This is a genomic window from Dongia mobilis, from assembly GCF_004363235.1.
GTDB lineage: Bacteria > Pseudomonadota > Alphaproteobacteria > Dongiales > Dongiaceae > Dongia > Dongia mobilis.
This window is the reverse complement of record NZ_SNYW01000006.1, coordinates 799,718-818,516: the sequence shown is the minus strand read 5'-3', so window position 1 is coordinate 818,516 and position 18,799 is coordinate 799,718. Positions and strand designations below refer to the sequence as shown.

19 protein-coding genes are annotated in these 18,799 nt (G+C 65.9%); 9 read left to right on the top strand and 10 right to left on the bottom strand.

Annotated features, from left to right (window positions below; all coding sequences use genetic code 11):
• Positions 1-18: 18 nt before the first annotated feature.
• The 6 genes from A8950_RS05400 to A8950_RS19410 form a co-directional block, all read right to left on the bottom strand.
• Complete coding sequence (locus tag A8950_RS05400) at positions 19-390, bottom strand: hypothetical protein (RefSeq protein ID WP_133612556.1); 372 nt, start codon at positions 388-390, stop codon at positions 19-21.
• The gene (locus tag A8950_RS05395) at positions 383-1,342 is read right to left on the bottom strand and encodes an acetyl-CoA carboxylase carboxyltransferase subunit alpha (RefSeq protein WP_133612555.1); all 960 of its coding nucleotides are present in this window, start codon (positions 1,340-1,342) and stop codon (positions 383-385) included. The genes A8950_RS05400 and A8950_RS05395 overlap by 8 nt, the downstream gene beginning before the upstream one ends.
• Positions 1,343-1,373: 31 nt before the next feature.
• Positions 1,374-2,354: an HpcH/HpaI aldolase/citrate lyase family protein gene (locus tag A8950_RS05390; protein ID WP_133612554.1), complete on the bottom strand. Its 981-nt coding sequence runs from the start codon at positions 2,352-2,354 to the stop codon at positions 1,374-1,376.
• A 138-nt stretch (positions 2,355-2,492) separates the two neighbouring features.
• Positions 2,493-3,422 carry a site-specific tyrosine recombinase XerD gene (locus A8950_RS05385; protein ID WP_133612553.1) on the bottom strand — a complete coding sequence of 310 codons (930 nt, stop codon included), beginning with the start codon at positions 3,420-3,422 and terminating at the stop codon, positions 2,493-2,495.
• A 6-nt stretch (positions 3,423-3,428) separates the two neighbouring features.
• Entirely contained in the window at positions 3,429-4,985 is a 1,557-nt protein-coding gene (locus A8950_RS05380; protein ID WP_133612552.1) for a hypothetical protein, read from the bottom strand.
• Between the two features lie 313 nt (positions 4,986-5,298).
• Positions 5,299-5,442, bottom strand: coding sequence for a hypothetical protein (locus A8950_RS19410; protein WP_166645008.1), 144 nt, complete (start codon positions 5,440-5,442; stop codon positions 5,299-5,301).
• A gap of 239 nt (positions 5,443-5,681) precedes the next feature.
• On the opposite strand from A8950_RS19410, the gene A8950_RS05375 reads away from it, so the two are divergent.
• From A8950_RS05375 to A8950_RS05360, 4 genes are read left to right on the top strand one after another with little or no spacing between them, the layout of a single operon-like run.
• Positions 5,682-6,365, top strand: a complete 684-nt coding sequence (locus A8950_RS05375) for a shikimate kinase (RefSeq protein ID WP_133612551.1) — start codon at positions 5,682-5,684, stop codon at positions 6,363-6,365.
• A 20-nt stretch (positions 6,366-6,385) separates the two neighbouring features.
• The gene (gene aroB / locus A8950_RS05370) at positions 6,386-7,501 is read left to right on the top strand and encodes a 3-dehydroquinate synthase (protein WP_133612706.1); all 1,116 of its coding nucleotides are present in this window, start codon (positions 6,386-6,388) and stop codon (positions 7,499-7,501) included.
• A 59-nt stretch (positions 7,502-7,560) separates the two neighbouring features.
• Positions 7,561-8,907, top strand: a complete 1,347-nt coding sequence (locus A8950_RS05365; RefSeq protein WP_133612550.1) for an HlyC/CorC family transporter — start codon at positions 7,561-7,563, stop codon at positions 8,905-8,907.
• On the top strand, positions 8,904-9,524 hold the full coding sequence (locus A8950_RS05360) for a DUF2889 domain-containing protein (protein ID WP_133612549.1): 621 nt from the start codon (positions 8,904-8,906) through the stop codon (positions 9,522-9,524). Before A8950_RS05365 ends, A8950_RS05360 begins: the two co-directional genes overlap by 4 nt.
• Here the strand turns inward: A8950_RS05360 and A8950_RS05355 are convergent.
• Both A8950_RS05355 and A8950_RS05350 read right to left on the bottom strand, forming a co-directional pair.
• Positions 9,521-9,793, bottom strand: coding sequence for a BolA family protein (locus tag A8950_RS05355; RefSeq protein WP_133612548.1), 273 nt, complete (start codon positions 9,791-9,793; stop codon positions 9,521-9,523). The two genes, A8950_RS05360 and A8950_RS05355, sit on opposite strands and share 4 nt — an antisense overlap.
• Before the next feature lie 24 nt (positions 9,794-9,817).
• Positions 9,818-10,303 (bottom strand): YchJ family protein, encoded by a 486-nt coding sequence (locus tag A8950_RS05350; RefSeq protein ID WP_133612547.1) that lies wholly within the window; start codon positions 10,301-10,303, stop codon positions 9,818-9,820.
• A gap of 251 nt (positions 10,304-10,554) precedes the next feature.
• Here A8950_RS05350 and A8950_RS05345 point away from each other — a divergent pair, with 251 nt between their 5' ends.
• The 3 genes from A8950_RS05345 (at position 10,555) to cobT (ending at position 14,081) form a co-directional block, all read left to right on the top strand.
• A complete protein-coding gene (locus A8950_RS05345) occupies positions 10,555-11,043 on the top strand; it encodes a J domain-containing protein (protein WP_243735532.1) in 489 nt (162 codons plus the stop codon).
• A 143-nt stretch (positions 11,044-11,186) separates the two neighbouring features.
• Positions 11,187-12,182, top strand: coding sequence for a cobaltochelatase subunit CobS (gene cobS / locus A8950_RS05340; RefSeq protein ID WP_133612545.1), 996 nt, complete (start codon positions 11,187-11,189; stop codon positions 12,180-12,182).
• Positions 12,183-12,194: 12 nt separating this feature from the next.
• A complete protein-coding gene (cobT, locus tag A8950_RS05335) occupies positions 12,195-14,081 on the top strand; it encodes a cobaltochelatase subunit CobT (RefSeq protein ID WP_133612544.1) in 1,887 nt (628 codons plus the stop codon).
• A gap of 7 nt (positions 14,082-14,088) precedes the next feature.
• Here the strand turns inward: cobT and A8950_RS05330 are convergent, their stop codons facing one another.
• On the bottom strand, positions 14,089-14,403 hold the full coding sequence (locus A8950_RS05330) for a hypothetical protein (protein WP_133612543.1): 315 nt from the start codon (positions 14,401-14,403) through the stop codon (positions 14,089-14,091).
• 192 nt (positions 14,404-14,595) lie between these two features.
• Here A8950_RS05330 and A8950_RS05325 point away from each other — a divergent pair, with 192 nt between their 5' ends.
• Positions 14,596-15,441, top strand: a complete 846-nt coding sequence (locus A8950_RS05325) for an SPOR domain-containing protein (RefSeq protein ID WP_133612542.1) — start codon at positions 14,596-14,598, stop codon at positions 15,439-15,441.
• 3 nt (positions 15,442-15,444) lie between these two features.
• On the opposite strand, the gene A8950_RS05320 is transcribed toward A8950_RS05325, so the two are convergent.
• The gene (locus A8950_RS05320) at positions 15,445-17,127 is read right to left on the bottom strand and encodes an SUMF1/EgtB/PvdO family nonheme iron enzyme (protein ID WP_133612541.1); all 1,683 of its coding nucleotides are present in this window, start codon (positions 17,125-17,127) and stop codon (positions 15,445-15,447) included.
• A 95-nt stretch (positions 17,128-17,222) separates the two neighbouring features.
• Here A8950_RS05320 and A8950_RS05315 point away from each other — a divergent pair, with 95 nt between their 5' ends.
• On the top strand, positions 17,223-18,737 hold the full coding sequence (locus A8950_RS05315; RefSeq protein WP_133612540.1) for a UbiD family decarboxylase: 1,515 nt from the start codon (positions 17,223-17,225) through the stop codon (positions 18,735-18,737).
• The last annotated feature ends 62 nt before the right edge of the window (positions 18,738-18,799 follow it).

Genomic DNA, 18,799 nt, shown 5'->3' with positions numbered 1-18,799 from the left:
GCCGCTACATCATGGCAGCTACATCTCGTGGCCGGACAGCACCCCGTCGCCATCGAGGTCCATGCTGCGGAAGATGTCGAGCCCGGACTGCAAATATTCGTCGAAGGTAATGAGGCCGTCGCCGTCGAGGTCATAGCCGTCGAACAGCCGGGCGGCACCGTGCAGCATGGCGTCCGACATCTCGGCAAAGGACAGCGCAAAATCGCCGTCGCGGTCGTGCTGATAGAAGAAACTGGTGCGCGCGGCATCGAAATCCATGGCGCTCATGCCGATTTCGCCGCCGACGATTCCGAGATCCATTGCCTCCTGGGCTGCAGCGGGGGTTGCGGCAGCGCTCCCGGCTGCGGCCGCCATGACGACGGCCAAAACACTCTGGCGCAGGTCAGGCATTGAGCCCCTGCCGCCCCATTTCCAGGAATTTCTCGCGGCGCTGCCGGCGAATCTCGTCGCCGTCCATCCCGTCGAAGCGGGCCAGCGCTGCCTCCAGCGCCTCGCCGAGCCGCGTCGCGGTGTCGGCGCGGCTGCGATGGGCGCCGCCCAGCGGCTCGTTCACGATCTCGTCGATGATGCCGAGCTGCTTCAGATCCTCGGCGGTGAGGCGGAGCGCCTCGGCCGCTTCCTTGGCCTGCTCGGCGCTGCGCCAGAGGATCGAGGCGCAGCCCTCGGGCGAAATCACGGAATAGACCGAATGCTCCAACATGATCACGTAATTGCCGGCGGCGAGCGCGATGGCACCGCCCGAGCCGCCCTCGCCGATGATGACCGATACCAGCGGCACCTTCACCCGGAGGCAGGTCTCGATCGAGCGGGCAATCGCTTCCGCCTGGCCGCGTGCCTCCGCCTCGACGCCGGGATAGGCACCCGGCGTGTCGACCAGCGTCACGATCGGCAGGCCGAAGCGCTCGGCCAGTTCCATCAGGCGGATCGCCTTGCGATAGCCTTCCGGCTTGGCCATGCCGAAATTATGGCGCACGCGACTCTGGGTGTCGTTGCCCTTTTCGTGGCCCATGATCAGGACGGGGCGGCCGCGGAAGCGACCGAGCCCGCCAATGATGGCACGATCGTCGGCGAAGGCGCGATCACCGGCCAGCGGCACGAAGTCGCTGACCAGAGCCGCAACGTAATCGCAGAAATGCGGCCGCTCGGGATGGCGCGCCACCAGCGTCTTCTGCCACGGCGTCAGTTTGGCATAGGTCTGCTTCAGCAGCTTTTCCGTCTTGGCCTGCAGCTTGGCGACTTCCTCGGCAATGTTGATGTCACCGCCATTGGCCACATGCTTCAACTCGGCAATCTTGCCGTCCAGTTCCGCAATCGGCTTCTCGAATTCGAGATAGGTCGCCATCTTCAGACATCACTCCTTGCGGTGCGCGGGCTTAACGCGCGCCTGAAATCTGCCGTGCCTTGGCCAGTAGCACCTCGGCCTGGCGGATGGAAGCCAGATCGATCAGGCGGCCGTCCAGCGAAACGGCACCCTTGCCTTCCTTCTGCGCCTGGGCCATCGCCTCCATGATGCGCTCGGCCTTCTTCACCTCGGCCTCCGCCGGGCTGAAAATCTCGTTGGCCAAGGCGACCTGCGAGGGGTGAATCGCCCACTTGCCCTCGCAGCCCAGCACATTGGCGCGGCCGCCTGCGGCCTTGTAGCCGTCGGCATCGCCGAAATCGCCGAACGGGCCGTCGACCGGGCGGAGGCCGTTGGCACGCGCCGCCACCACCATGCGGGCGATGGCATAATGCCACATGTCGCCCCAATGCACGTCGCGGCCGCCCTTCTCGTCCTTGTCGGTCAGGATTGAATAAGCCGGGTTGGCGCCGCCGATATTGGTGGTCTTGGCCTTGGTCGAGGCGGCGTAGTCGGCGACACCGAAATGCAGGCTCTCATTGCGTTTCGAGGCGGCCGAGATTGCATGTACGTTCTGCATGCCGAGGGCAGTCTCGATGATCATCTCGAAGCCGATGCGCTTCTTGCGCCCGACCGCTGCCTCGCATTGCGTCACCAGCATGTCGACCGCATAGACATCCTCCGGCGTGCCCACTTTCGGGATCATGATGAGATCGAGCCGCTCGCCGCCCTGCTCGATCACGTCGACCACGTCGCGATACATGAAATGGGTGTCGAGGCCGTTGATTCTGACCGACATGGTCTTGGTGCCCCAATCGATGTCGCGCAGAGCTTCGATGACGTTCTTGCGGGCCTGCACCTTGTCATCCGGAGCGACCGCGTCCTCGAGATCGAGGAAGATCACGTCTGCGGAAGATTTTGCCGCTTTTTCAAATAGTTGCGGCTGCGACCCTGGAACCGCCAATTCGCTGCGGTTGAGGCGAGCGGGCGCCTGTTCGACGATCTTGAAGCTCATTTGCGGGTGTCCTCCCCATTCTTTGACCGTTATTGGCCCGAGGCTCGGGCTGCTGTCAATCCTTGCCTCTGCACTGCACAATGAACGGCGCCCCGACGGCCCCTCCGGGAACGGCAAACTTTGTCGAGAAAGGACCGGTCACGCGCCGCCGGCTCGGCCCCGCTTGCCACCGCCCAGGGGATGATGTGCCTCGACAAGGGATTTGAGGCGCTCCTCCTGGACATGGGTGTAGATCTGCGTGGTGGCGATATCGGCATGGCCCAGCATCTTCTGTAGGCTGCGAAGATCGGCGCCGTGATCGAGTAGATGCGTGGCAAAAGCGTGGCGCAGAACATGGGGCGAGATGCGCGCAGGATCGATCCCGGCCCTGATGCCGATCTCCTTCAGCAACTGGCCGAAGCGCTGCCGGGTGAGGTGTCCCTCCTTGCCGCGCGACGGAAACAGGAAGGGCGACGGCGCCGCCTTGGCCAGATATCGCGAGCGGATTTCAAGATAGGCGCCGAGCGCCGCCTTGGCAGGTGGATTGAGCGGCACCAGGCGTTCCTTGCCACCCTTGCCATGGACCGTCATGAAAGGCTGGTCGCGCAAGGCGGCCGCTAATGGCAGGCGCACCAATTCGCTCACCCGGAGGCCGGTGGCATAGAGCAGTTCGACCATGGCCAGTAGCCGCACACCCTCGGCCGACTCCAGTTCGCGGCAGGCAGCGATGACGGCCAGCATTTCCTCTTCGGAAAGCAGCTTGGGCAAGGGCCGGCCCAGTTTCGGCGCATCCAGCGCCGCCGTCGGGTCGTCCTTGCGCTGCCCGTCTTCGACCAGGAAGCGAAAGAACTGGCGCAGGGCTGAGAGCCGCCGGGCCTGGGTCCGCGGCGACATCGTACCCGCGAGGGCAGCCAGATAGCGGCGCAGGCTGGCCGTGTCGGCCGCAACCAGTTCCAGTCCCAACCGGCCGAGAAAGGCGGCGGCATCCGCGAGGTCGCGGCGGTAGGCGGCCAACGTATTGGCCGCCGCGTTGCGCTCGGCCGACAGCATCTCGAGAAACGCTTCGAGTTGCGGCTGCGACCGGGCCATCGGCGGTCAGAGCCCCGCCAGCACCGCGATCTCGCGCGCGATGCGGCGCGCCTCGGCCGCTTGGCCGATCGCCGACAGGCTTCTGAGCGACGTATCGACCACCGCCGGATCGGCGGTGAGCACCTGGTCGCCCTTCAGCGCCGTGAGGGCGAGGATGATCGCCTCGCCCTTGCGGTTGCCGGCGGCGGCGGCGGCGATTTCGGTGCTGGCCGAGCCCACCTGGACCACGGGCGAGGCGGCAAAACCGCCGGCGACCTCGCCGGTGACCGGCTGCCCGGTCCCGGACAGCAGCGCATAGATCAGGTCGACACGGCCATCGGCGGTGCCGCTGGCCTGGCGCCAGGCGGCAATCGGGTCGGCGGCGGAACTGCCGGCAAGGCCGGCGATCCGGCCCAGCAATTCCAGACCCTCGCGCTCGCCCGGACGGGCAAAGGCATTGGGATTGGCGGCGACGGTGTTGAGCCAATAGCCGCCCTTATCCGGCTTGCCGGAGAGAAACATCAGGCGCGCCGCTTCTGGCGCGAAACTGGCGAGATCGCGGTTCGGGCTGATCGCATCGGCAAGAGCGGCATAGAGCTCGGCCTGGTTGAGGTAATCGCCGCGCTGCCTTGCCTGCCGCAAGGCGGCCTGAATGGCTTTCGCGGTCGCGGCGGGCTGCATGCTGCGCCGGGCCTGCTGGTAGAGTTGCGCCCGCGTTTCGACCGAGTCCGAGATGGCGATCGCGGTCGCCGGATCGGCATTGCCCGCCGGCATCTGCAGGTAGAGTTCAGCGAGTTCCGCGGCCGGCAGCAGGCCGTTGCGGTGGGCCTGCTCGGCGGCGGCCACGCGTTCGGGCAGCGGCCGTGCCGGATCGCGGGCAATGGCCAGCGGGCCGAGGCGACCGCCGGCCTGGACGCCCTCGCCGGGTACGGCCATGCCGACACGGCGCATCAATCCCTGGTTCAGCGCATCCGGTTCCGCCGCCAGCTTCGGCTGCCGCTTGGTCTCGCCGTTGGCCAGGGCGGCAAGGGCGATGAAATCCCTCGTCACCGCGTCCCCGCCCCCGGTTTCGCGCAGCAGCCCGAGGCCAAGCGATGCGGCGTCACCCTGATCGCGCACGATCTGGCAATAGATCACGGCGCGCTGGAAGAATCCGTCGAGCGCCTGTCCGCCGGCGAGGACGGCATCGACCTGTTGGCAGGCTGCGGCATCGTTGCGCTCGGTGACGGCGCGCGCCACCACTTCGAGCGGGTCGCTCGCCGCGGCCGCCGCCGCGACATTTCCCTGCACGATTGCCATCGCGAGGTCGCCGAAGCCCATCTGGTAGAGCTTGTCGGCGCGGATCGGCTGCAGCGGATCGATGCCGGTCGAGGCAGCGGCACTGGGCGCATTGCTGGCAAGCAGGCGGACCTGCAAATCCCTGAGGCCGGGAATGGTGACCGGGCTTGGCAGGCGCGGCATCAGCGTCATCAGGCGCGAAACCTCGGACCCCATCCACAGATCGCTGCCGAGATCGCCCGGGATCGGCGCCGCCGCGCCGGGTAGTGCCGCGCCGGCGGGTGCCGGCGCATCGGGTGCCGGCATGCCGGGCATTGCCTGATCGGGAATTGGCTGATCTGGCATTGGCTGGCCGGGAGGCAATTGGCCAGGCGGAAGCTGGGCCGGAGCAGGCTGGACCGGAGCGGTCTGGACTGGGGGCAAGGGCGCCGCCTCGATATCGCTGCCGCTGACGCCACCGGCCGGCGGATTCGCCGGAGCAGCCTGCTGCGGCACGCCAAGCTGCGTCGGTTCGCTGGACAGGGCCGCTGCGGGCAGTGATTGCAGGAAGGGTGCCGCCAGGACTACCCCCGCCGCCAGGGCCAGAAATCGGTGGCGCCTCATGGCGCCTGCGGCCGCGTTACTGCAGCGAGAGGCGGTCATTCGGGATCTGCACTTCCATGGCCTGTGTCGGCGCCGGCAGCTTGAAGGTACCGAGAAACACGATCCCGCCCACCAGAATCACGAAAACCCCGCCAAGGAGGCTCAGCATCATCTTGTTCATGTCTATATAATTCAACAGGTTAGAAGTTCGGTTCCGGAATACTCGAAGCCTTCGGCCCGCTTTCCGACTGCAGCGGAATCATGCCACATGGCCGGATTCGAATACTAGGTTGAAATATAAGCAGATAACGGGGCCGGCCGCGTGTCACTTCACTGTGACCGCCGGCGGCCGGGCTGCCGCGACGACAGGATAGGTCCCGTCGCTTGACGCCTTGCCCGGCTGCCTGTTACCCACGCCGCATGGTCGACGCAGAACCGGATAGTCCCAGACAGGATCCCGCCGCAAGCCGCGCCCCGGAGCGTATACCGGAGCGCGGCCGCGACTCCGCAACCCAGACCGACCAGCGGGGTGATCGGGACGCCGTTCGCAGCATCCTGGCACGGCTCGACCGGCCGGTCGTTCTGGTCGGCCTGATGGGTGCCGGCAAGAGCTGCATCGGCAAGCGGCTTGCCAGCCATCTCGGCCTGCCCTTCGTCGACGCCGATCGCGAGATCGAGATCGCCGCCGGCGGCTGCACCATTCCCGAGATCTTCGCCATGCATGGCGAAGCCGCCTTCCGCGACGGGGAGCGGCGCGTGATCCAGCGCCTGCTGGGCAATCCGGTGCATATCCTGGCCACCGGCGGCGGCGCCTTCGTCGATCCCAATACGCGCGCCCTGGTCAAGGAACGCGGCCTCTCCATCTGGATCCGCGCCGATCTCGACCTGCTGGTAAAGCGCGTCTCGCGGCGCAACAACCGGCCGCTGCTGCAAAACGTGGATCCGCGCACCAAGCTGGCCGAATTGATGACGCTGCGCGATCCGTTCTATGCCGAGGCGGACATTATCGTCGACAGTGCCGACGGCCCGCCGGAGGTCACGCTGGGTCGGGTGCTGGAAGCCCTGGAGGCCCATCTTCTACGAAAATCCGGAGAAAAGCCGTGAGTGTGCTCCACAGCGCCGCCATGGCCGCCACCGACCACATCACCGTCGATCTCGGTCAGCGCTCCTACGATATCCTGGTGGGCCGCAACCTGATCAATACCGCGGCCGAGCATATCGGGCCGCTGCTCGGCAAGCGCCACGTCGTCATCGTGACGGATGCCCATGTCGCCCGGCTGCATCTGGAACCGCTTGAGCAGGCGCTGAAGGCCGGCGGCATTGCGGTCGACAGCATCATCCTGCCGGCCGGCGAGGCAACCAAGAGCTTTGCCGAACTGGAGCGTCTGTGCGGCCTGCTGCTTGAGCTCAAGGTCGAGCGGTCGAGCACGCTCGTCGCCCTTGGCGGCGGCGTCATCGGCGACCTGACCGGCTTTGCCGCCGCGATCGTGCTGCGCGGCATCAACTTCATCCAGATGCCCACCACCCTGTTGGCCCAGGTCGATTCCTCGGTCGGCGGCAAGACCGGCATCAACATGCCCCATGGCAAGAACCTGGTCGGCGCCTTCTACCAGCCGCGCCTGGTGCTGGCCGATACCGGCACGCTCGACACCCTGGGGCGACGCGAGCTGCTGGCCGGCTATGCCGAGATCGTCAAATACGGCCTGATCGACGAACCGGACTTCTTCACCTGGCTGGAGACCAACGGCCTTGACGTGATCGAGGGCGACGAAACCGCGCGGCGCCATGCCATCAGCGTCTCCTGCCGCGCCAAGGCGCGCATCGTCGGCACCGACGAACGCGAGAGCGGCGCCCGGGCGCTGCTCAATCTCGGCCATACCTTCGGCCACGCGCTGGAGGCCGAATGCGGCTTCAGTGACGAATTGCTGCATGGCGAAGGCGTCGCCATCGGTATGGTCATGGCCTTCGACCTTTCCGCCTCGCTCGGCCTGTGTCCGCTGGAGGATTCCGCCCGCGTGCAGCGGCATCTGGCCAGTGTCGGCCTGCCGACCTCGCCGCTGGCACTGCAGGGTCGGGTCTGGACGGCCGAACGGCTGATCGAGCATATGGGGCGCGACAAGAAGGTGAAGGACGGCCGCATCGGCTTCGTGCTGGCGCGCGGCATCGGCCGCTGCTTCCATCCGGCCCAGGTCGATATCGGCGCGCTCACCGCCAGCCTCAACGCCGCCATTGCGGCCTGAACCGGCAGCTATCGACGGCGCCGCTTGATCCGGGGAATCCGTCCGCACAGGGAACCATCATGGACTCGATGCTACTGAATGCCATCCTGCTGCTCCTGCTCATCATCGGCTCCGGCTTCTTCTCCAGCTCCGAGACCGCGCTGACCGCTGCGTCCAAGGGGCGCATGGCGCAGCTCGAGACCCAGGGCTATCGCCGCGCCATCGTGGTCAACCGCCTGCGCGCCCGGATGGAACATGTCATCAGCACGATCCTGCTGGGCAATGCCTGCGTGAACAGCTTCATCGCCATCGTCTCGGCGCAGATCTTCGGCCGCTATTTCGGCGAAATCGGAGCCATCTATGCCGGCATTGCCGCCACCGCCGTGATCTTCGTCGTCGGCGAGGTACTGCCCAAGACCTTCGCCATCAACAACGCCGATCGCTCCGCCCTCACCCTGGCACCGATCATCGAGGCGCTGGTGCGGATCAGCTATCCGGTGACCCATTTCACCCAGATGATCTGCAGCGGGTTGCTGCGCCTGCTGGGCGTCAAGGTGATCAACGAGCCGGGTGCCGAAGAACGCATGGAAGAGTTGCGCGGCGCCATCGCGCTCCACACCGATGCCGATGCGGAAACCCGCGACGCGGGGCAAATGCTGCATTCGATCCTCGATCTCGAGGACGTGCCGGTCTCCGACATCATGGTGCATCGGCGCAACATGACCATGCTGGACGCCGACCAGCCGATCGAGGAGATCGTCTCGGAGGCATTGCAGAGTCCGCACACCCGCATTCCGCTCTATCGCGGCGAGCCGGACAACATCATCGGCGTGCTGCACGCCAAGGCACTGCTGCGGGCGATCCAGGCCAATCAATGGAAGCTGGACGGGCTCGACATCGAGACGCTGGCGACCAAGCCCTGGTTCATCCCCGACCAGACCGATCTCCTCACCCAGATGGACGCCTTCCGCAAGCGGCGCGAGCATTTCGCCATCGTGGTCGACGAATATGGCGCGCTCATGGGCATCGTCACGCTGGAGGATATTCTCGAAGAGATCGTCGGCGACATCGCCGACGAGCACGACGTCAAGGTCGAGGGCGTGCAGCCCCAGGCCGACGGCAGCTTCACCATGGAAGGCACGGTGACCCTGCGCGACCTCAACCGCGAATATGGCTGGCGCCTGCCGGACGAGCAGGCCTCGACCATTGCCGGCCTGGTGCTGCACGAGGCGCAGCAGATCCCCTCGGAAGGTCAGGTCTTCTCCTTCCACGGCTTCCGCTTCGAGATCCTCGAGCGCCAGCGCAACCAGTTGAAGCGGATCAAGGTGACGCCGCCCTTCGATCAGGTCGCCAAGGTCGGCAAGATCGTGCTCGGCAAGACCCAGGCGAAGCCGGTCGACCCAGCGGCCAGCGGGCCGAAGCCATGACCGCAAAGGCCGGCACTGCCCCGCTAACCGACCTGCCGCCGCCGGTCGAGCGCGAGGCACTGCATACCAGGACCTATCATTTCCGCGGCTTCCACCGCGCCGACGGCCTCTTCGACATCGAAGGGCGCATGGTCGATACCAAGGACTATGCCTTCCCCAACGAGTTCCGCGGCATGGTCGAGCCGGGTGAGCCGCTTCACGACATGATCATCCGCCTGACCATCGATCTCGATTTCGTGGTCCACGACATCGCGGTGGTGACGGCGGCGGCGCCCTATTCGATCTGCCCCGCGATCACGCCCGCCTTCGACGCGGTCAAGGGCATGAGCGTCAGCAAGGGCTGGTCGAAGAACCTGATCGCGACGTTCGGCGGGGCCCACGGTTGCACCCACCATATCGAGATGCTGCGGGCCATGGGCACGGTCGCCTTCCAGACCCTGTTCGGCTGGAAGGAAAAGCGGAAACGCGAGATGGGTGGCGCCACGTCAGCGGGCCCGACCACGACCACCCCCGGCAAGCGCCCCGGATTCCTCGACACCTGCCACGCCCTGGCCAGCGACGGCGATGTGGTGCGCGAGCACTGGCCGGAGTTTTATACCGGAAATCGGGAAATCTAGGCCTCGCCCGGGGCCTTGACCACAAGGGCGAGGGCGTGGACCGGGCCGGCGAGGTCGGCGGCGAGGATTTGGTAGACCATGCGCTGGCGCTCGACGCGGCCCTTGCCGGCGAAGGCGGCCGCGGTGATCTCGACCTTGAAATGGGTCTCGCCGCTTTCCTTCCAGCCGGCATGGCCGTGATGCTGGTTGGTCTCGTCGATGACGGCGAGATGCTCCGGCGCGAAGGCCGCCACCAGTTTCGCCGTCATGCCCTCGGCTACCTGACCCATGCTGTCACCCTCATGATGCGGCCCTCACGCGCCGTGGCATTTCTTGTATTTCTTGCCGGAACCGCAGGGGCATGGGTCATTGCGGCCGACCTTGCTGTCGCGCACCACGGTCTGCGGCTTCGGGTTGAGTTCGCCATCGACATAGACCCAGCGCCCCTCTTCGCGCTTGAAGGTGGCGCGCTCGTGATGGAGGCCGATCTGGCCGTTGTGGCGGAACTTGGCCGTGAATTCGACCTCGCCGGTCTGGTCGGCGGGGCCGCCATCCTTCACCCGCACGATCTCCAGCCCGCGCCACTTGAAATCATCCACCATGCTCTGGCCTTCCCCGCGGTCGAACGGTTCGGCCATATCGCTGGCATGGGTACTGTCGATGTAATCGAGATTGCCCTGGGTGAAGGCGGTGTAGCGCGAGCGCATCAGCGCCTCGGCGGTGGGGGCGGCGGCGCCCGCAATCAGCGGGCCGCAGCATTGCGCGAGGTCCTTGCCGGAGCCACAGGGGCACTTGTCCATGAGATCGGTTCCGTTCCGAATTCGACAATCAAACGAAAGGCTTGACCTGCGACAGACCAGCCGGGTGACAGGCTGCACCCTTGCAGGATGAGGTCGCCCCCCTCATACTTATCTTTATGTCGAAAGAACAGACCATTCGCGTTCGCCGGCGACGGCATTATGACCCCGACCCACCGCCGGTGGCGCGGGGCTGCGACCATCCCGAATGCGCCTCAGAAGGCCTCTATCGCGCCCCTAAGTCGCGGGAAAAATTGAACGATTACTACTGGTTCTGCCTCGACCATGTGCGCGCCTATAACGGCTCGTGGGACTATTATGCCGGCATGGGGCCGGAGGAGATCGAGAAATCCGTCCGCTCATCCGTAGTGGGCGACCGGCCGACCTGGAAGCTCGGCCAGCGCAGCGCCAGCGGCCGGCAGTACAAATTTGCCAACGGCACACGCTTTGATCTTTTCCCCGACGAGGTGAAGGCCCATGTCGAGGCGCGCATGGGCCAGGCCAAGCGCAAGGCCGAACGCGATGCCGAGGCCCGGGCGCGGCGCAAATTGTCGGCGGAAGACAAGGCGCTGGCTGTCCTCGACCTCACCGCACCGGTGGATTGGGACACGATCAAGTTGCGCTACAAGACGCTGGTGAAACAGCTGCATCCCGATGCCAATGGCGGCGACCGGGAGGCGGAAGAGCGGCTGAAGGTGGTCAATCAGGCCTACAGCACGCTGAAGCGGGCGGCCATCGCCTGAACCGACCCCGCCCGGGCCGCGTAACATCGGGCAAATCCCTCGTCCAAGCAGGGCTGCCTTGCAGGGATTGACCTAGCCACCCCGCGCGAATTGCCCTAAAAAGGCGCCCTTTGAAGACCTTAACGAGCCGAACGAGTCCGATCATGGTGACCCAGAATCTCGCCCCCGCCGACCCCAGCGCCCTGCCCGACATCACCATTTCGGTGCGCCAGCTGTTCGGCCTCGATACCGACCTGCAGGTGCCGGCCTTCAGCCAGCGCACCGAGCACGTGCCCGATCTGGACGAGAATTACCGTTTCGACCATGACACGACGATGGCGATCCTGGCCGGTTTCGCCTTCAACCGCCGCGTCATGATCCAGGGCTATCACGGCACCGGCAAATCGACCCATATCGAGCAGGTGGCGGCCCGCCTCAACTGGCCCTGCATCCGCATCAACCTCGATTCCCACATCAGCCGCATCGACCTCATCGGCAAGGACGCCATCGTCCTCAAGGACGGCAAGCAGGTGACGGAATACCGCGAGGGCCTGCTGCCCTGGGCGCTGCAGCACCCGACGGCACTGGTCTTCGACGAATACGATGCCGGCCGCCCCGACGTGATGTTCGTGATCCAGCGCGTGCTTGAGGTCGAGGGCAAGCTGACGCTGCTCGACCAGAACAAGGTCATCCGCCCGCATCCCGCCTTCCGCCTGTTCGCCACCGCCAACACGGTCGGCCTCGGCGATACCAGCGGCCTCTATCACGGCACGCAGCAGATCAACCAGGGGCAGATGGACCGCTGGAACATCGTGGCGACCCTCAACTACCTGCCGCATGACGACGAAGTGAATATCGCGCTGGCGAAATCGCCGACCTATGACAACGAGCAGGGCCGCAAGACCCTGAACGCCATGGTGGCCTGCGCCGAGCTGACCCGTTCCGGCTTCATCAACGGCGACATCTCGACCGTGATGAGCCCGCGGACCGTCATCACCTGGGCCGAGAATGCCCGCATCTTCGGTGATGTCGGCTTTGCCTTCCGCGTCTCCTTCCTCAACAAATGCGACGAACTGGAGCGCCCGGTGGTGGCCGAGTACTACCAGCGCTGCTTCGGCCAGGATCTGAAGGACGCCGTGCAGGCGCAGATCCGGGCATAACGGCAGGACGGCATGTCGTCGGGTCCGAAGAATCCGGTCGAGGAGTTTCGCCGCGTCACCGGGGCGACCATGCGCGCGATTGCGCGCAATCCCGAACTGCAGGTGAGCTTCGCACCCAATCAGGGTCATAACCCTGGCATGGGCGGCCTCAGCGGCAACGAGGCGCGCCTGCCCCTGCCCGCGCGCAACCTGCCGGCGGCCGATGTGGCGCTGGCGCGCGGCGAGGCGGATGCCATTGCCCTCAAGCTGCGCCACCACAACCCGAAGATCCACGCCCGCGAAGCGCCAAAGAGCCAATTGGCGAGAGACATCTTTCAAGCTCTCGAAACCGCGCGGGTCGAGGCGATCGGCGCCAAACGCATGGACGGCGTGCGGCAGAACCTCAACGCCGCCCTCGACGAGCATTGCCGGCAGAAAGGGTTCGTCCGCGTCGTCAGCCAGCAGGAAGGCTCGCTGCCCGACGTACTGCGTCTCCTCGCCCGCGAAAGCCTGACCGGCCAGGCGGTGCCGGATCTCGCCAGGGGCATGGTCGATCTGTGGCGGGGCGACCTGCCGCAGAAGGTGCGCGAGGATATCGAGCAGCTGACGCAGTCGCTTACCAACCAGGCGGCCTATGCCAAAGCGACGCGGCGCCTCTTGGCCGACATGGAACTCGAAGCGGCCGATGACGAGTTCGAGCCGGATGAGGAACAGCCTGAGAACGAGGACGACCAGGACCAGCAGAACCCGGACGACAAGCAGGAAACCAAGGGCAAGGACCAGCAGCAATCCGACAGCCAGATGGAACTGGAATCGGAGGCTGCGGAAAGTGCTGCCGCGGAAGCCGAGGACGTCGATTCCGAAGACACCGATATGGAGATGGATGCCGAGGCTGGCGACGAGAAGCCCGGCAGTCCGAAGCGACGCAACGAGCCGGATTTCAGCCGCCGCAACGAGGCGCCCTACAAGCCCTTCACCACGCAGTTCGACGAGGTGGTGGATGCCGCCGAACTCTGCGACCCTGAGGAACTTGCCCGCCTGCGCCAGTTGCTGGACCAGCAGCTGACCGCCCTGCAGACCGTGGTGGCGAAGCTTGCCAATCGTTTGCAGCGGCGCCTGCTCGCCAAGCAGAACCGCTCATGGCATTTCGACCTCGAGGAAGGCATCCTCGACGCGGCGCGTTTGCCACGCGTCGTGGTCAATCCGGAAACGCCGCTCTCCTACAAGCAGGAGAGCGATACCGAGTTCCGCGACACGGTCGTGTCATTGCTGATCGACAATTCGGGCTCGATGCGCGGCCGGCCGATCACGGTCGCCGCCATGACCGGCGACATCCTCGCGCGCACGCTGGAGCGCTGCGGCGTCAAGGTCGAGATCCTCGGCTTCACCACGCGCATGTGGAAGGGCGGCCAGTCGCGCGAAAGTTGGATCGCCGCCGGCAAGCCCGGCAATCCCGGCCGCCTCAACGACCTTCGCCACATCGTCTACAAGGCAGCGGATGCGCCGTGGCGCCGGGCGCGCAAGAACCTGGGCCTGATGCTGCGCGAGGGCATCCTCAAGGAGAACATCGACGGCGAGGCCTTGCTCTGGGCGCATAACCGCCTGGTGGTGCGGCCCGAACAGCGCAAGATCCTGATGGTGATCTCGGACGGCGCGCCGGTCGACGATTCAACCCTCTCGGTCAATCCCGGCAACTACCTCGAGCATCATCTGCGCGACGTGATCGACTGGATCGAGACGCGCTCGCCGGTCGAGCTGGTGGCGATCGGCATCGGCCATGACGTGACGCGCTATTACCGGCGCGCCGTCACCCTGGTGGATGCGGAACAGCTGGGCGGAACCGTACTGGAACAATTGGCCGCCCTTTTCGACGAGGACCAGCGCGGCGGTCGTGGCGGCAGGAGCGGCTTCGCCGCCTGAGGCGATGTCACCGGCGGTGGCGGCTATGGATGCGGACCGGCAGCGCACTTGCCAGCGCATTGGCACCGCCGGCGTCACCGCCTGAATCTTCCCCCTCGCGCCGGGGCCGCAGGCTCATGACCGCAATGCCCATCTGCAGGCTGGCGAAGGTGAGGCCGGTAAAGAAGAACAGCAGGGCCATGGCGAGAAGGCCGAACTCGGAAGATCGCATCAGGCTGGCAAGGCCGCCCAGATCGAGTACCAGGAACAATGTCACGAAGACCAGCGCCGCGGCATAGCCGAAGAGGGCGTGCTTCAGCATGAATCTGACCGGTTCCGGCATGGCGGCCTCGCTGTCTGGACTGCAAAAAGTCTGGCACGCGGCCTTGCCATCGTCCAGCGGCGGAATGCCGCTCCAACTGGCCGAGAAATGCCGCAACGGTCCGCCCCAAATCGTGTGAGCCAGCCCGTCGACCCGACTCGATGGCGCCGGCTAGGATACTGAGATTCCAGCATCTCAGCCGCGAGCCACCCCATGCAGCCCGTCCAAACCCTTCTCGGTACGCTTGTCTTCGGCGTTGGCCTTGCCCTGTGCCAGCCTGCGGCCATGGCCGATATCGCCGTCGCCGAGGCGATGATCGCCGCCAGGGATTACGACGCCGCCATCGCCGAGCTCACGCCGATGGCCGCGGCCGGCGACAGTTATGCCGGCTGGAAACTGGCCGAGCTTTACCTCGCCGGCCATGGCGGATCGGTGCCGGAAGGCATCGCCCTGCTGCAGAAATCGGCAGAAGCCGGCGAGCCGGAGGCACAGGCGCGGCTGGGCGTGCTCTATGCCAAGGGCGAGGGCCTCGCCCAGGACGATGCGGCGGCCTTTCAGTGGCTGACCCTGGCGACACACGGCCTGGCACCGGGCCGCGCGCTGACCCTGGCCGAGACCAACCTCACCGTGGTGTCGCAGCGCCTGACGCCCGCGCAGCGCGAGAGTGCCCTGGCTGATGCCGATACCGCGGCCACGACCTACCAGCCGGCACCGGCAGCGCCGGAGACGACAGTACCGGAACAGACAGCCCCAGAGCCGCTGGCACCGACGGCCACCCCTACGACCGAAGCTGAAGCGCCGTCCCTGGCCGCCAGCTATCGCGTCCAGTTGGCCTCGGTGCGCAACCCGGGCGAGGTCGAGGGCGAATGGATGCGGCTCAGGAAGCGGATCGGCGCGCCGCTCGACGGCCTCGCACTCCATGTCCAGGAAGCCGATCTGGGCGCACAGGGTATCTATCATCGCCTCCAGGTCGGCCCCTTCGCCACGAAACAGGACGCAGCAGACGCCTGCGCCCGGATCAAGGCCGGCGGCGCCGATTGCCTTGTCGTGGCGCCCTGATCTTCAGAAATCGCGCGCCACGCGGAAACCGTAGTTGAAATAGGCGGTCGGCGCGTTGTTGCCCTCGCGATAGGCAAGGCGCGCGATCTGCGAAGGCGAATCCCAGGCACTGCCGCGCACCACGCGCATGCTGCATTTGCCCGAGCGCCGCGCCTTGGCCGTCGGGCCGATACCGCCGAGATCATCGTTCCAGCAATCGGCCACCCATTCCTTGACATTGCCCAGCACGTCATGGAGGCCGTTGGCATTGGGCTGGTAGCTGCCGACCGGTGCCGTATAGACCTTGCCGTCGTCGCAGCCGACACCACTCCAGCCGGAAAACTTGCGGATCGCGGCAGCGTCTGTGATGTTGCCGAAAGTGCAGATATCGTCGATGTCGCTGCCCCAGTGATAGGGTCCGGTGGCTCCGGCCCGCGCGGCGTATTCCCATTCCGCCTCCGAGGGCAGGCGATATCGTTTGCCCGTCGCTTCCGTCAGCCATGCAACGTAAGCCTCGGCATCCTCGGCGGTGACACAGACGACGGGGTCCCGGTCGCCCTGGCTGAAGCCCGGCTCTTCCCAATTCCTGCCGTCGATGAAATCGTAACTGCCGTTGCGTTCGGACCAGCAGCTTCGGCTGGCCCTGTGCCCGGTGGCCGCGACAAAGGCCGCGAACTCACCGCGCGTCACCTCGTATTTGCCGATGGCGAAGGCGCCCACATCGATATTCGCCTGCGGGCGTTCGGCATCGCTGGAACCGCGCTCGCCATCGAGCGCCCCCATGCGATAGCGACCGGGCGCCAGCGCGGCCAGTTCCGGACAGGTGGGACAATCCTTGATGACGGCACCCGCCGCGACGCCCGCCGGTAGGGATTTTGTGGTGGCGGATGGCTCCACGGCTGCAACCTGCGCCGCCGGTTGTGCCGGGGCCGGGGCCGCAGCCGCGGCCGGCGCAGAACCGGCCTGGAAGAAGAAGGCGCCGGTCAATGACGAGGATTCCCACGGCACCTGTTTCTCGCCCGTCGCCTGCAGGACCGAGACGCGCGTGTTGCGGAACGTCTCCTCGATGGCGATGCCCGGCTGCAACATGGATTTGGCGAGCGCTGCGGTATAGGGCGAGTTCCTGCCGTCGCCATCGGCCGCCACTTCGCCGGGTGCGGTCGAATAGGCGATGAAGCTGCCCTTGGGCGCATCCATGCGGGCCAGGCCGCGCGAGGCCGAGCGCATCGAGCGGGCCATCGGGTTGTTGCGGCAGGCGTCCAGGATAACGATGTTGATGCGGTTGCCGGCGAATTCCATCTGCGTCAGCACCCAATTGGCCGAAACCGCCTCGATCTCGGCATCGGCCTCCTTCTCGATCTCGGCCTTCAGGGGGATGAGATAGTTCTCGCCGGCGATCTGGATGCCGTGCCCGGCATAGAAGAAGAGCCCGGCCGCATCCGGCCCCGCCGCCAGCAAGGCGGAACCGAAATCGGCAATGGCGCGCTTCATCTGCTTCTGGTCGGCATCGACCAGCCTGGTCACCTCGAAGCCCAGCTTCTGCAGCGTCGCCGCCATCAGTTCGGCGTCATTGGCGGGATTGGCAAGGCGTCCCATCTCCTGGCCGTAATTCGAATTGCCGATCACGAGGGCAAGGCGCGGTTCGGCCATGGCACCCTGCAGCGAAAGCCAGGAAACTGCGAAGACTGCGAGGATCAATCGAAGCATGGCACCTCTCGTCTGCGTTATTGTCTCATGCTCGGAATCCTAGCCCAGTCGGGCAAATCCCGCTAGATTGCCGGCAATCATCGAGAGATTGCCCCATGCCCTATGAATCCCTGCGTGATTTCATCCAGAAACTTGAGAGCTGTGGCCGGCTGAAGCGCGTCGCGGCGCCGGTCGACCCGCATCTGGAGATGACCGAGATCCAGACCCGCCTGCTGGCCGAGGGCGGCCCGGCGGTGATCTTCGAGAATCCGGTCTCGCGGGCAACGGGCAAGCGCTACGCGATGTCCGTCCTGGTCAATCTGTTCGGCACGGTGGAGCGCGTCGCCTGGGGCATGGATCGCGAGCCGCATCAGCTCCGGGCATTGGGCGAGATGCTGGCCTTCCTGAAACAGCCGGAACCGCCCGGCGGCTTCAGGGAGGCCTGGGAGATGCTGCCCCTCCTCAAGACGGCGCTCGCCATGAAGCCGAAGCTGTCGGGCTACGGCCCGGTGCAGGATGTCGTGCTCACCGGCGATGAGATCGATCTTTCGCAATTGCCGGTGCAGGGCTGCTGGCCGGGCGAGCCGGCGCCGCTCATCACCTGGCCACTGGTCGTCACCCGGGGGCCGGGCAAGGGCAAATCGGACGACTTCAACCTCGGCATCTATCGCATGCAGGTGCTGAACCGGAACCAGACCCTGATGCGCTGGCTGAAGCATCGCGGCGGCGCGCAGCATCACGCCCGCTGGGGCAAGGAGAAGCGCGACCCGCTGCCGGCCGCCGTCGTCATCGGCGCCGATCCCGGCACCATCCTTGCCGCCGTGACACCAGTTCCCGACACGATGTCGGAATATCACTTCGCCGGCATGCTGCGGGGCAAGAAAGTCGAACTGGTCGATTGCAAGACCGTGCCGCTGCAGGTCCCGGCTCAGGCCGAGATCGTGCTGGAGGGCCATGTCTCGCTGGAGGACTACCGCGACGAGGGGCCCTATGGCGACCATACCGGCTATTACAACTCGGTCGAGCCCTTCCCGGTCTTCACGGTGAGTGCCGTCACCATGCGCAAGGACCCGATCTATCTCTCGACCTTCACCGGCCGTCCGCCGGACGAGCCCTCGGTCCTCGGCGAGGCGCTCAACGAGGTCTTCATCCCGCTCCTCACCCAGCAGTTTCCGGAGATCGTCGATTTCTGGCTGCCGCCGGAAGGCTGTTCCTATCGTATCGCCGTCGTCTCGATGAAGAAGGCCTATCCCGGCCACGCCAAGCGCGTGATGTTCGGCGTCTGGTCGTTTCTGCGACAGTTCATGTATACGAAATTTGTCATCGTGGTGGATGACGACATCAATGCCCGCGACTGGAAGGACGTCATGTGGGCGATCTCGACACGCATGGACCCGGTGCGCGACCTCACCCTGGTCGAGCGCACGCCGATCGATTACCTCGACTTCGCCTCGCCGGAGAGCGGGCTCGGCGGCAAGATCGGCCTCGACGCCACCAACAAGCTGCCGCCCGAGACGCATCGCGAATGGGGCGAGAAGATCGCCATGTCCGATGACGTGGTCGAACGCGTGAGCGCGCGCTGGGCGGAGCTCGGCCTGCCCGGCAGCGGCAAGCCGATCTGGAAGAAGTGATGCATCGGTGCCTTGCGCAAAACGCAGGCCAGACGGCGTCGATGGGCGCTAGGCTGTGACGC

Bases quoted from the DNA above. Each gene is read 5' to 3' on its own strand.
- A8950_RS05400 (WP_133612556.1), bottom strand. From the start codon at position 390: ATGCCTGACCTGCGCCAGAGTGTTTTGGCCGTCGTCATGGCGGCCGCA.
- A8950_RS05395 (WP_133612555.1), bottom strand. From the start codon at position 1,342: ATGGCGACCTATCTCGAATTCGAGAAGCCGATTGCGGAACTGGACGGC.
- A8950_RS05390 (WP_133612554.1), bottom strand. From the start codon at position 2,354: ATGAGCTTCAAGATCGTCGAACAGGCGCCCGCTCGCCTCAACCGCAGC.
- A8950_RS05385 (WP_133612553.1), bottom strand. From the start codon at position 3,422: ATGGCCCGGTCGCAGCCGCAACTCGAAGCGTTTCTCGAGATGCTGTCG.
- A8950_RS05380 (WP_133612552.1), bottom strand. From the start codon at position 4,985: ATGCCGGCACCCGATGCGCCGGCACCCGCCGGCGCGGCACTACCCGGC.
- A8950_RS19410 (WP_166645008.1), bottom strand. From the start codon at position 5,442: ATGAACAAGATGATGCTGAGCCTCCTTGGCGGGGTTTTCGTGATTCTG.
- A8950_RS05375 (WP_133612551.1), top strand. From the start codon at position 5,682: ATGGTCGACGCAGAACCGGATAGTCCCAGACAGGATCCCGCCGCAAGC.
- aroB (WP_133612706.1), top strand. From the start codon at position 6,386: ATGGCCGCCACCGACCACATCACCGTCGATCTCGGTCAGCGCTCCTAC.
- A8950_RS05365 (WP_133612550.1), top strand. From the start codon at position 7,561: ATGGACTCGATGCTACTGAATGCCATCCTGCTGCTCCTGCTCATCATC.
- A8950_RS05360 (WP_133612549.1), top strand. From the start codon at position 8,904: ATGACCGCAAAGGCCGGCACTGCCCCGCTAACCGACCTGCCGCCGCCG.
- A8950_RS05355 (WP_133612548.1), bottom strand. From the start codon at position 9,793: ATGGGTCAGGTAGCCGAGGGCATGACGGCGAAACTGGTGGCGGCCTTC.
- A8950_RS05350 (WP_133612547.1), bottom strand. From the start codon at position 10,303: ATGGACAAGTGCCCCTGTGGCTCCGGCAAGGACCTCGCGCAATGCTGC.
- cobS (WP_133612545.1), top strand. From the start codon at position 11,187: ATGGTGACCCAGAATCTCGCCCCCGCCGACCCCAGCGCCCTGCCCGAC.
- cobT (WP_133612544.1), top strand. From the start codon at position 12,195: ATGTCGTCGGGTCCGAAGAATCCGGTCGAGGAGTTTCGCCGCGTCACC.
- A8950_RS05330 (WP_133612543.1), bottom strand. From the start codon at position 14,403: ATGCCGGAACCGGTCAGATTCATGCTGAAGCACGCCCTCTTCGGCTAT.
- A8950_RS05325 (WP_133612542.1), top strand. From the start codon at position 14,596: ATGCAGCCCGTCCAAACCCTTCTCGGTACGCTTGTCTTCGGCGTTGGC.
- A8950_RS05320 (WP_133612541.1), bottom strand. From the start codon at position 17,127: ATGCTTCGATTGATCCTCGCAGTCTTCGCAGTTTCCTGGCTTTCGCTG.
- A8950_RS05315 (WP_133612540.1), top strand. From the start codon at position 17,223: ATGCCCTATGAATCCCTGCGTGATTTCATCCAGAAACTTGAGAGCTGT.